The organism is Polaribacter sp. Asnod1-A03 (assembly GCF_045063585.1).
Taxonomy (GTDB): domain Bacteria; phylum Bacteroidota; class Bacteroidia; order Flavobacteriales; family Flavobacteriaceae; genus Polaribacter.
Genome location: NZ_JBEFOE010000009.1, coordinates 732,911 through 745,679, shown reverse-complemented (window position 1 = coordinate 745,679; position 12,769 = coordinate 732,911). Strand labels below are relative to the sequence as shown.

9 protein-coding genes are annotated in these 12,769 nt (G+C 30.2%); 3 read left to right on the top strand and 6 right to left on the bottom strand.

All coding sequences use genetic code 11. From position 1 onward, the window contains the following. Nucleotides 1-52 precede the first annotated feature (52 nt). Nucleotides 53-1,366, top strand: coding sequence for a sugar MFS transporter (locus ACJJVY_RS03770; protein ID WP_405605318.1), 1,314 nt, complete (start codon nucleotides 53-55; stop codon nucleotides 1,364-1,366). Between the two features lie 4 nt (nucleotides 1,367-1,370). Here ACJJVY_RS03770 and ACJJVY_RS03765 read toward each other — a convergent pair whose 3' ends face one another. The 3 genes from ACJJVY_RS03765 to ACJJVY_RS03755 all read right to left on the bottom strand — a co-directional run bounded on the left by ACJJVY_RS03765 (nucleotide 1,371) and on the right by ACJJVY_RS03755 (nucleotide 5,437). Beyond that, a complete protein-coding gene (locus ACJJVY_RS03765) occupies nucleotides 1,371-1,697 on the bottom strand; it encodes a DMT family transporter (RefSeq protein WP_405605315.1) in 327 nt (108 codons plus the stop codon). Between the two features lie 77 nt (nucleotides 1,698-1,774). Beyond that, the gene (yidC, locus tag ACJJVY_RS03760) at nucleotides 1,775-3,664 is read right to left on the bottom strand and encodes a membrane protein insertase YidC (protein ID WP_405605313.1); all 1,890 of its coding nucleotides are present in this window, start codon (nucleotides 3,662-3,664) and stop codon (nucleotides 1,775-1,777) included. 159 nt (nucleotides 3,665-3,823) lie between these two features. Further along, complete coding sequence (locus ACJJVY_RS03755; RefSeq protein ID WP_405605310.1) at nucleotides 3,824-5,437, bottom strand: CTP synthase; 1,614 nt, start codon at nucleotides 5,435-5,437, stop codon at nucleotides 3,824-3,826. 228 nt (nucleotides 5,438-5,665) lie between these two features. On the opposite strand from ACJJVY_RS03755, the gene rpmH reads away from it, so the two are divergent. Both rpmH and carB read left to right on the top strand, forming a co-directional pair. After that, nucleotides 5,666-5,827 carry a 50S ribosomal protein L34 gene (gene rpmH, locus ACJJVY_RS03750; protein WP_026775082.1) on the top strand — a complete coding sequence of 54 codons (162 nt, stop codon included), beginning with the start codon at nucleotides 5,666-5,668 and terminating at the stop codon, nucleotides 5,825-5,827. A 117-nt stretch (nucleotides 5,828-5,944) separates the two neighbouring features. Next, nucleotides 5,945-8,800, top strand: coding sequence for a carbamoyl-phosphate synthase large subunit (gene carB, locus ACJJVY_RS03745; protein ID WP_405605307.1), 2,856 nt, complete (start codon nucleotides 5,945-5,947; stop codon nucleotides 8,798-8,800). A gap of 78 nt (nucleotides 8,801-8,878) precedes the next feature. On the opposite strand, the gene ACJJVY_RS03740 is transcribed toward carB, so the two are convergent. From ACJJVY_RS03740 to secA, 3 genes are all read right to left on the bottom strand, one after another. Beyond that, nucleotides 8,879-9,004 carry a hypothetical protein gene (locus ACJJVY_RS03740; RefSeq protein WP_405605305.1) on the bottom strand — a complete coding sequence of 42 codons (126 nt, stop codon included), beginning with the start codon at nucleotides 9,002-9,004 and terminating at the stop codon, nucleotides 8,879-8,881. Continuing rightward, a complete protein-coding gene (locus tag ACJJVY_RS03735) occupies nucleotides 9,001-9,165 on the bottom strand; it encodes a hypothetical protein (RefSeq protein WP_405605303.1) in 165 nt (54 codons plus the stop codon). Before ACJJVY_RS03735 ends, ACJJVY_RS03740 begins: the two co-directional genes overlap by 4 nt. Nucleotides 9,166-9,336: 171 nt before the next feature. Then, the gene (gene secA / locus ACJJVY_RS03730; RefSeq protein WP_405605300.1) at nucleotides 9,337-12,678 is read right to left on the bottom strand and encodes a preprotein translocase subunit SecA; all 3,342 of its coding nucleotides are present in this window, start codon (nucleotides 12,676-12,678) and stop codon (nucleotides 9,337-9,339) included. Nucleotides 12,679-12,769 lie beyond the last annotated feature (91 nt).

The window sequence follows — 12,769 nt, the reverse complement described above, 5'->3', positions numbered from 1 at the left end:
TTTCATAAATAAAGGATTACAATTAATTAAATTATTTTAGTAAAACAATATTATGTCTAAAAACAAGTCTTACAAAAGTGCATTTATATTTTTAACCACCTTATTTTTTCTTTGGGGGTTTATAACCGTTTTAGTAGATAGTTTAGTACCTAGATTAAAAGATGTTTTTGAAATGTCTTATGCAAAAACAGTTTTAGTTCAATTTGCTTTTTTTGTTGCTTTTTTTGTGTTTTCATTACCATCTGGTTTTATTTTATCTAAAATTGGTTACAAAAAAGGAATTGTTTTAGGTTTATTAACAATGGCTTTAGGTTGTTTGTTATTTTACCCTGCAGCATCTTTTAGATCATTTCCTGTATTTTTGATTGGTTACTTTACGCTTGCTGGCGGAATTACAGTTTTACAAGTAGCAGCAAACCCTTATGTAGCATTACTTGGTAGTGAAGAAGGGGCAAGTAGTCGTTTAAATTTATCGCAAGCATTTAATGCTTTGGGTACAACTATTGCACCTGTTGTAGGTGCATTATTTCTGTTAAGCGATTCTGTAAAAACATCAGAAGAAATTGCGATGTTAAGTGAGATAGAGAAAAAAACGTATTATATATCAGAAGCATCTACAGTACAAACCCCATTTTTATTTATAGCAATTTCAATTGCGGTTTTAGCTTTTATTTTTGCATTTATAAAGTTACCATCTGTAATGCAAGAAAGCCCAAAAGGAGGATATTTTACATTATTAAAAAATAAATTAATGTTAATGGGAGCATTAGGTATTTTTGTTTATGTAGGAGCAGAAGTAACTATTGGTAGCTTTTTAGTAAATTATTTTTCTGATATGAAATTGGCTCCAATTATTTTAGAAAGTAAAATGATGATGAACATTGCCAATACAATTGCAAGCACTTTTAACAAAACCTTTTCTGGTTCAGACCCTAAATCTTTATTAGGTATTTTTGTCATTTTTTATTGGGGAGGAGCAATGGTAGGTCGTTTTATTGGCGCTTATTTAACTAAGGTTTTAGCACCAGCAAAAGTGTTAAGTATTTTTGCTTTTTTAGCTATTTCTATGATTTTAATATCAATTAACACAACAGGTTTAGTTTCTATGTGGTCTATTTTGTCTGTTGGTTTATTTAATTCTATTATGTTTCCTACAATCTTTTCTTTAAGTTTAGAGGGTTTAGGAGATTTAAAAGCGCAAGCCTCTGGTCTATTATGTATGGCAATAGTTGGTGGTGCTGTTATTCCGTTTATTTTTGGAAGTTTAATTGATGGTTTTGGATTTAAAATAGCATTTATTTTAGCCATTTTATGTTATGGATATATTTTGTTTTTTGGACGTTTTAAAACAAAAAATAAGGTTTAATGTTTTAGTGAGAAACAATTTTTAAGCCAATTATTGATGCAATTAAAGTTGTTATAAAAAATAATCGCCAGTAAGTTGCTGGTTCTTTAAAAACAAATATTCCAACTAATACAGTTCCTACGGCTCCAATACCTGTCCATACTGCGTATGCTGTACCGATTGGTAGTTCTTGAGTTGCTTTTACTAAAAGAAGCATACTAATACTTAAACAAGTTAAAAAGCCAACATACCAATAAGTTGCTGTTATTGCTGTAGTTTCTTTGGCCTTTCCTAAACATGCTGCAAAAGCAACCTCAAAGAGACCAGCTATTATTAAAAGAATCCAATTCATTTTTAATTGTATTTTAAATTTCATAAAAAAACCGAAACTATAATTAAGTTTCGGTTTTTTTATATTTAAAGAGTTATTTATTTTCTCTTTTTTTGCTTTTGTTGCACAGCTTGTTGTTCTTGAGCTTGTTTCATAGCATCGTCTATACGCTGTCTAAACTTACTTTTTTTCTTTTCTGGTTTCTTTTTGTTCTCTTCAATTTTAGCATGAATTTTATCTTCATCAATAACAAAATTCTTAATAACTAGCATAATTGCAATTGTAAGTAAGTTAGAAATAAAGTAGTATAAACTTAAAGAACTTGCATAGTTATTAAAGAAGAACAACATCATAATAGGAGAGAAGTAAATCATGTACTTCATCATTTTTCCCATATCAGGCATACCTTCTTGTGTTGGTGCTTGCATGTTTGCTTGCTGACTTTGGTTCATTTTCATGTAAAAGAAAATGGCAACAGAAGCCAATATTGGAAATAAACTTACGTGATCTCCATAAAAAGGAATGCTAAAAGGTAGTTTAAAAACAGTATCATAAGAAGATAAATCATTTGCCCATAAAAAGCTTTCTTGTCTTAAAGCTAAGTTTGTAGGGAAAAATTTAAATAGCGCAAAGAAAACAGGCATTTGTAATAATGCAGGTATACAACCAGATAACATACTAACTCCGGCTTTACGTTGTATTGCCATTGTTTCTTGCTGACGTTTCATTGCGTTTTCTTTACCAGGATATTTTTCATTAAGAGCAGTTAATTCTGGTCTAATCACCTTCATTTTTGCACTTGATAAATAAGACTTATAAACTAGTGGAGACATTATTATTCTAACCACAATTGTCATTAAAATTATAATTAATCCGTAGTTAGATAAAAATCCTTGTAAGAAATTAAATACAGGGTAGAATACAGTTCTGTTTAAGAAACCAAAAATTCCCCAACCTAAATCTGCTGTTTGGTCTAAATCAGTATCATCATAAGTTTTTAATAAATTATAATTACTTGGTCCGTAAAACCATTTCATATTATAATTTAATTCTCCAGAAGTTAATGCCAAAGGAGTTTGTAACTCGTAACGTTTAGTAAAAACAGTATCAATTTCTTCATTTTTTACTAAATCAGTAGAAGTTATAGTTGCATTATTAAAAGGAGTTTCAGATAGTAAGTTTGATGTAAAGAAATGCTGTTTGTAAGCAACCCATTTTAAATCATTTAAAACTTCACTTTTATTAGGGCTTAAATCCTCAACGTCATCTTCTGCTTTGTAATAAAGCTTAGAATACATTGTGTTTTCTGTTTTTAAACTTTTTTCATGTCTATAACCATCTAAAGCCCAATTTAAGTTTATAGGATTAGAAGAGTTAATAACACCACTTAAACCTTGAGAACGTATAGCAAAATCTACCATATATTCATTAGGTTTTATCTCGTATCTATACTCTAAAAATCTACTTTCAGAAACTTTTAATTTCATAGAAACAACAGTATTGTTTCCGTTTTTAGAAATTGTAGGAGCAAAAAACAAATCTCTAGTATTTAAAATTCTGTTATCTGTTGTACCAAAATTAATATTAAAAGAAGCATTTTTATCTTTTATTAGGTATAAAGGTAAAGAATCATGAGTTTTATAATTTTTAACTTGTGCTTCTGTAATTTGTCCTCCTCTATTATTAATGGTTAGTTTAACAACTTCATTTTCTAAAACAGAAGTTCCTTCAGAACCATTAATAGCACTTTGAGCAAAAGCACCTAGTTTAGTTTTTGCAGCAATTTGCTTTAGAGAATCATTCTCATAAATAGGGTTTTCTGTTAAAATATTTTGATTTGAAGTAGAATCAGTCTTAATTACTTGCTCTGTATTCGTAGAATCATCAACAGTTTCATCTGGTTTTTGAGTATTTATCCAGTATAATAAAATACCTCCTAATAAAACCATTCCTATAAAAGAATTGACATCGAATTTTTTTTGTTCCATATGTTATTTAAAAATGTCATTTTGTCATTATATCAAAAGAATTTTTCTGATAAAAAGGCGACAAATGTTGTTAAAAAGCAGTTTTGTTATCTTTTTAACTGCTTTATATTTTATACATTATATAATTCAAATAGTATTCCACTTTTTACTAAAATAATTTTAGTTTTTAGACTGTTTTAGAGCTGCCTTAATAAAATCTACAAATAAAGGATGCGGATTTAAAACAGTACTTTTATATTCTGGGTGATATTGTACCCCAACAAACCAAGGATGACTTGGAATTTCTACCACTTCTACCAAATCTGTTTTTGGATTCGTACCAGTAGCGATCATTCCTGCATTTTCAACTTGTTCTAAATAATCGTTATTAAACTCAAAACGATGTCTGTGACGCTCACTAATCATTTTAGATTTATATGCATTAAATATTTTAGATTCTTCTTTTAATTGACAATCCCAAGCACCTAAACGCATTGTACCACCTTTTTCAGTAACGTTTTCTTGACTTTCCATCAAATTAATAACTGGGTGTTTTGTGCTTTTATTCATTTCTGTAGAACTAGCATTTTCTAGATTTAAAACATTTCTAGCAAATTCTATAACGGCCATTTGCATACCAAGACAAATTCCGAAGAAAGGAATGTTGTTTTCTCTTGCATATCTTACAGCTCTTATTTTTCCTTCAATACCTCTATCACCAAAACCAGGTGCAACCAAAATACCATTAACTCCTTTTAGTTTTTTCTCAGCATTCTTAGGTGTTAAGCTTTCTGAATGTACCCAACGAACTTTTACCTTTGTTTCATTAGAAGAACCTGCATGTATAAAAGCTTCTGTTATAGATTTATAAGAATCTTGTAATTCTATATATTTACCTATTAAAGCAATTTCTACTTCATGTTTAGGATTTTTATGTTTTCTAACAAACTCATTCCAAACCTTTAATTCTGGTTGTTTTTCTGTAGATAAATTAAATTTTTTAAGAACAACTTCATCTAATCCTTCTTCTAACATCAAGTTAGGCACATCGTAAATAGTTTCTGCATCTATAGATTGTATAACGTCTTCTTGTTTTACATTACAGAATAGAGCAAGTTTACGCTTTATGTCTTCAGAAATTTCATGCTCTGTTCTACAAACTAAAATATCTGGGCTTACTCCACTTTGCATTAAACTTTTTACAGAATGCTGTGTAGGTTTTGTTTTTAATTCTCCAGCAGCAGCCAAATAAGGAACTAAAGTTAAATGAATAACAATTGCATTTTCTTCTCCTTTTTCCCACAACATTTGTCTAACAGACTCTACGTAAGGTAAAGACTCTATATCACCAACAGTTCCACCAATTTCTGTAATTACTATATCATAATCACCAGTTTCACCTAAAATTTGGATTCTATGTTTAATTTCATCTGTAATATGAGGAATAACTTGTACAGTTTTTCCTAAAAACTCACCTTTACGCTCTTTATTTATTACAGATTGATAAATTCTACCTGTAGTAACATTATTAGCTTGACTTGTTGGTATGTTTAAAAAACGCTCGTAATGCCCAAGATCTAAGTCTGTTTCTGCACCATCATCGGTTACATAACATTCTCCATGTTCATATGGGTTTAAAGTTCCTGGGTCTATATTAATATATGGGTCTAGTTTTTGTATTGTTACAGAAAAGCCTCTCTGTTGTAGTAACTTAGCTAAAGAAGCAGCAATAATTCCTTTTCCAAGAGATGATGTTACGCCTCCCGTTACAAAAACATACTTTGTATTATTCATGGTATTCTTAGGTTTGCGCAAAAGTACTAACTCTAAAATTTGTGTCAAATAAAAAAGGGTAAAAGATTTCTAAAATCATGTATTTTTATAGCTGTAAAAAATATTTTAATTTTTTTTCAAATACTATTTGCCATAAATAAAAACAGTTGTATATTTGCACACGCTTTTAATAAGGTGTAAACTGTTGAGCAATAAAAAAATAATACAAGACTTTTAAAAATACATATAATGCCAAAAAGAACTTACCAACCGTCAAAGAGAAAGAGAAGAAACAAACATGGTTTCATGGAGAGAATGGCTTCTGCTAATGGTAGAAAAGTGTTAGCTCGTAGAAGAGCAAAAGGAAGAAAGAAGATTTCTGTTTCATCTGAAACTAGACATAAAAAATAAATGATTAACATTTGTTAATATATTGTTAGTATAAGGTGTTGCTTTTGTTTAGTAACACCTTTTTTTATACCCAAAAGCTAACTATTTTTGTAAAACTAAATAACACAACAACTTACAATGCCAAAAAGAAAAGACCTAAAATCAGTATTAATTATCGGATCTGGACCTATTGTTATTGGTCAAGCTTGTGAATTTGATTATTCAGGCTCACAATCTTTACGTTCTTTAAGAGAAGATGGTATAGAGACTATCTTAATAAACTCTAACCCAGCAACAATTATGACAGACCCATCTATGGCTGATCATATTTATTTGTTGCCATTAACAACAAAATCAATCATTCAGATTTTAAAAGAACATCCACAAATTGATGCAGTTTTACCAACAATGGGAGGACAAACTGCTTTAAACTTGTGTATAGAAGCTGATGATAAAGGAATTTGGAAAGATTTTGATGTACAATTAATAGGTGTAGATATTGATGCTATTAATATAACAGAAGATAGAGAGCAGTTTAGAGAATTAATGTTAAAGATTGATGTGCCAATGGCGCCTCAAGCAACAGCAACTTCATTCTTAAAAGGAAAAGAAATCGCTCAAGAATTTGGTTTTCCATTAGTAATCCGTTCTTCTTATACATTAGGTGGGGCAGGGGCTTCAATTGTATATGAGAAAAAAGATTTTGATGAATTATTAAGTCGCGGCTTAGAAGCATCACCAATACACGAGGTGATGATTGATAAAGCGATGATGGGATGGAAAGAATACGAATTAGAGTTATTACGTGATAAAAACGATAATGTTGTAATTATTTGTTCTATCGAAAATATGGATCCGATGGGGATTCATACCGGAGATTCTATAACAGTTGCACCAGCAATGACGCTTTCTGATAAAACATATCAGAAAATGCGTGATATGGCAATTAAAATGATGCGTTCTATTGGTGATTTTGAAGGTGGATGTAATGTACAATTTGCAGTTTCTCCAGATGAAAAAGAAGACATTATTGCTATAGAAATTAATCCACGAGTTTCTCGTTCATCTGCTTTAGCATCTAAAGCAACAGGATATCCTATTGCAAAAGTGGCTACTAAATTAGCTATTGGTTATTCTCTAGATGAATTAGAAAACGGAATTACAAAATCTACATCAGCTTTATTTGAGCCAACATTAGATTATGTAATTGTAAAAATACCACGTTGGAATTTTGATAAATTTGAAGGTTCAGACAGAACTTTAGGTTTACAAATGAAAGCGGTTGGAGAAGTAATGGGAATTGGAAGATCTTTTCAAGAAGCATTACACAAAGCAACGCAATCTTTAGAGATTAAAAGAAATGGTTTAGGTGCAGATGGTAAAGGTTACACCGATTATAACCAAATTATTGATAAATTAACCAATGCAAGTTGGGATCGTGTTTTTGCTATTTATGATGCAATTGCAATGGGAATTCCATTAACTCAAATTTATGATATCACGAAAATTGACATGTGGTATTTAAAACAATACGAAGAGTTGTTTCAATTACAGAAAGAAATTTCTACCTATAAAATTGATACAATTCAAAGAGATTTATTGTTAGAGGCAAAGCAAAAAGGATACGGAGATAGACAAATAGCACATATGTTGGGCTGTTTAGAAAGTGAAGTTTATACAAAAAGGGAAGAATTAAAAGTACAACGTGTTTTTAAATTAGTAGATACTTGTGCTGCAGAATTTAAAGCAAAAACGCCTTATTACTACTCAACTTTTGAAAATGAAATTGAAACTGCAGAAGGAGAGATTGTAATAGCAAACGAAAGTGTTGTAACTGATAAAAAGAAAATTATTGTTTTAGGTTCTGGGCCAAACAGAATTGGACAAGGAATTGAGTTTGACTACTGTTGTGTCCATGGAGTTTTAGCAGCTGCAGAGTGTGGTTACGAAACGATTATGATAAACTGTAATCCAGAAACGGTTTCTACAGATTTTGATACGGCAGACAAATTATACTTTGAACCTGTTTTTTGGGAACATATTTATGATATTATTCGTCATGAAAAACCAGAAGGTGTTATTGTACAATTAGGAGGTCAAACTGCTTTAAAGTTAGCTGAAAAGTTAACTAAGTACGGAATTAAAATTATTGGAACTTCATTTGAAGCATTAGATTTAGCAGAAGATAGAGGGAGTTTTTCTGAGTTATTGAAGAAGAATAACATTCCTTACCCAGAATTTGGAATTGCAGAAACTGCAGATGAAGCTTTGGATTTAGCAGATCAATTAGATTTTCCTATTTTGGTAAGACCTTCTTATGTATTAGGAGGACAAGGAATGAAAATTGTTATCAATAAAGAAGAATTGGTAAAACATGTTGTAGATTTATTAGGAAGAATGCCTAATAATAAATTGTTGTTAGATCATTATTTAGATGGAGCGATAGAGGCAGAGGCTGATGCTATATGTGATGCTGATGGAAATGTATACATAATTGGAATCATGGAGCATATAGAACCTTGTGGAATTCACTCAGGAGATTCTAACGCTACTTTACCTGCCTTTAATTTAGGTGAATTTGTTTTACAGCAAATTAAAGATCATACACATACTATTGCGAGAGAATTAAAAACAGTTGGTTTAATAAATGTTCAGTTTGCAATTAAAGATGATATAGTTTATATCATTGAAGCAAACCCAAGAGCATCTAGAACAGTACCTTTTATAGCTAAAGCATACAAAGAACCGTATGTAAATTATGCTACAAAAGTTATGTTAGGAGAGAAGAAGGTTACAGATTTTGATTTTAATCCACAGTTAGATGGTTTTGCAATTAAACAACCTGTATTTTCTTTCAACAAGTTCCCGAATGTGAATAAGAAACTTGGGCCAGAAATGAAATCTACTGGAGAAAGTATCTTATTTATAGATAGCTTAAAAGATGATGAATTTTATAACTTATATTCAAGACGTAAAATGTATTTGAATAAATAATACTCTATTTAACCTTGATAAATAAAAAAGCATCCAAATTGGATGCTTTTTTATTTATAAGAATGCTTTTAATTAAGGTTATATTTTAATTGTAATTTTAGACAATGTAAATTGATATTCTCCTTGTATTTCTGTAATTTCTACTTGATATTTACTATTAATTTTAGAAATTTCTTTATTATATTTTTTCTGATGGAATATCATTTTAAGTTGCTAGAACCATATTTTTCTTCTAATTGGTTCAATTCTGTTTTAGCATTAAATGATAGTTTGTTTATTTTCTGTGTGGTAACATGGTATAAACTATCTGTTTTTGTTTTAATTAAATACTCTAAAGTATGATACTCTTTCTTAAATTTAACCATTTTTTTTGATTGAGAATAACCAAAAGAAGAAACTACTAAAAAGCAGATAATTAAGAATAATTGTTTTATATTTTCATATTAAGCAATTTAAATTTTATCTAAAATACAAAAATCTGTTTAGAAAGTATCTAAACAGATTTTTTACTTTTTTTAAGAAAAGAAGTTTTTATGTTAGTTACTAACTATAACCCATTCTCCTTTTTCAATTAAAGGAATTGCTTGCTTAAATTTCACTTGTTTTTCTTCACCACTCATTACGTTCTTGATTGTTACACGTTCGTTTCTTCCAATTTTTGGTTGATCGCGAACAATTGTTTCAACAGGTTCAGATTTTGGTTGACGAGAATTTTCAATAGCTTGCTCTGTAGAGTTTTGTACGTCTTCTTTACTTGTATTTAAACGTTCTCTTTTTTGTTGTTGTGCTTCAGATATTTGTGCTCTGTCTTGTACTGGTAATTCTCCTTTAAACAAGAAAGATAATACTTCTTTATTTATTTCATCAACTGTTATTTTAAACAACTCAAAAGCTTCAAACTTATAGATTAACAAAGGGTCTTTCTGTTCATAAGATGCATTTTGTACAGATTGTTTTAAATCATCCATTTTACGTAAATGATCTTTCCAATTCTCATCAATAATTGCTAGAGTGATATTTTTTTCAAAATCTGTGATTAAACTTTTACCTTCACTTTCGTAGGCATCTTTTAAATTGGTAACAACTTGTAAAGATTTAATTCCGTCTGTAAAAGGTACTACAATTCTTTCGTATCTATCACCTTCATTTTCGTATACCTCTTTAATAACAGGATAAGCTAAAACGGCATTTCTCTCAATTCTGTTTTTATAATGTTCTGCTACAAAATCATACAACTTATCGGTTAACTCTTTTTCTGTTAATTTATTAAAATCTTCTTCAGAAATAGGAGAAGTCATTGAAGAGAAACGGATCAATTCAAATTCAAAATTTTGAAAGTCTTTAGAAGCTTTATTTGCCATTATGATAGACTCGCAAGTATCATAAATCATATTTGCAATGTCTACTTTTAAGCGTTTACCATCTAAAGCATGACGTCTTCTTTTGTATACAAACTCACGTTGAGAGTTCATAATATCATCATATTCTAATAAACGCTTACGAATACCAAAATTATTTTCTTCAACTTTCTTTTGAGCTCTTTCGATAGATTTGGTAATCATAGAATGTTGAATTACTTCACCTTCTTTTAATCCCATTTTATCCATCATTTTAGCAATTCTATCAGAACCAAATAAACGCATTAAATTGTCATCTAAAGCTACATAAAATTGAGTTGATCCAACATCACCTTGTCTACCAGCACGACCTCTTAACTGTCTATCTACACGTCTAGAATCATGGCGTTCTGTACCAACAATTGCTAAACCACCGGCTTTTTTAACTTCGTTAGATAATTTAATATCTGTACCACGACCCGCCATGTTTGTTGCAATCGTTACAACACCGGGTTTACCAGCTTCTGCAACTACATCTGCTTCACGCTTGTGTAATTTTGCATTTAATATATTGTGAGGAATTTTACGCATTTGTAACATTCTACCTAATAATTCTGATATTTCTACAGAAGTTGTTCCTACTAAAACAGGACGATTTTGTGCAACTAATTTTACAATATCTTCTATGACAGCATTGTATTTTTCTCTAGCTGTTTTATAAACTAAATCTTCTTTATCGTCTCTTTGAATTGGTTTGTTTGTAGGTATTTCTACAACATCTAATTTGTAAATTTCCCATAATTCACCAGCTTCTGTAATCGCAGTTCCTGTCATACCAGAAAGTTTACGATACATTCTAAAGTAGTTTTGCAATGTTACTGTAGCAAAAGTCTGAGTAGCGTCTTCAATTTTACAATTTTCTTTTGCTTCAATTGCTTGGTGTAATCCATCAGAATAACGACGACCGTCCATAATACGACCCGTTTGTTCATCAACAATCATTACTTTATTTTCCATAACAACATACTCAACATCTTTTTCAAAAACAGTGTATGCTTTTAATAGTTGATTCATTGTATGAATACGTTCGCTCTTTATGCTAAAGTCTTTGTATAATTCTTCTTTTTTAGAAGTTTTTTCTTCTACAGTTGCATCGGATTTATCTATTTCTCCAATTTTTACACCAATATCTGGTAAAACGAAGAAAGTATCGTTTTGTGTTTTTTCTGATAAATGAGCAATCCCTTTATCGGTTAAATCGATTTGATTGTTTTTTTCTTCAACAACAAACCATAAATCTTCATCTACTTCTGGCATCAACTTATTGTTGTCTGCCATATAATAGTTTTCAGTTTTCTGTAAAATTTGTTTGATACCTTCTTGAGATAAGAATTTAATTAAGGCTTTGTTCTTTGGTAAACCTCTATAAACTCTTAGTAATAAAAAGCTTCCTTCTTTTTCATTACCTTCTGTAATTAATTTTTTAGCTTCGGCTAAAACACCAACCAAATGCTTCTTTTGTAAAGAAACAATATCTGCAACTAAAGGTTTAAGTTCTGTGAACTCATGTCTGTCTCCTTGTGCTACTGGCCCAGAAATAATTAAAGGAGTTCTTGCATCATCAATTAAAACAGAATCAACTTCATCAATAATCGCATAATTTGGAGCTCTTTGTACTAAATCGTCTTTAGAGCTTGCCATATTATCACGTAAATAATCGAAACCAAATTCGTTGTTTGTACCGTAAGTAATATCTGCGTTGTATGCTTTTCTTCGAGCATCAGAGTTTGGTTGATGATAATCTATACAGTCGGTAGAAAGTCCGTGGAACTCAAAAATTGGTCCCATCCAAGCTTTATCACGTTTTGCTAAATAGTCGTTTACTGTAACAACATGTACACCATTTCCTGTTAGAGCATTTAAGTATACGGGTAAGGTAGACACTAATGTTTTACCTTCTCCAGTCATCATTTCTGCTACTTTACCTTGATGTAAAACAGATCCACCAATTAACTGAACATCATAATGAATCATGTCCCAAGTAACAGGTTTACCTGCAGCATCCCAAGAATTAGCCCAATAAGCTTTGTCTTCTTCTAAAGTAACATTATCTCTTTCTGCAGATATTTCTCTATCAAAAGGAGTTGCTGTAACTTCTATTTCATCATTTTTAACAAAACGTTTGGCAGTTTCTTTTACAACAGCAAAAGCTTCTGGCATTATTTCTAATAAAGTATCTTCAGATATTTTGTAAGCTTCGTCCTTTAAAGCATCAATTTCTGTATAAATATCTTCTTGACGATTTATATCTGCATTTTTTGCTTCTTCTTCTAAAGCAGTAATTTTATCGTTAAATTCTTTTGTAGCAGATTTAATTTTGTCTTTGAATTCTATTGTTTTAGCTCTTAATTCATCATGAGTAAGTTTAGACAATACTTGCTCAAATTTTTTAGCATCTTCTACTACAGGTTGTAAACCTTTTAAATCTTTTTGTTGCTTGTCGCCTACAAAAAGTTTAATTACTGAATTTAAAATATTCATTTATATATGTGTTTTTCAGTTATTTATATAACTGCGTTAATTCAATTGAAAATTAAATTTTATCGACTAGTGTAAAATACTTTCTTAAATT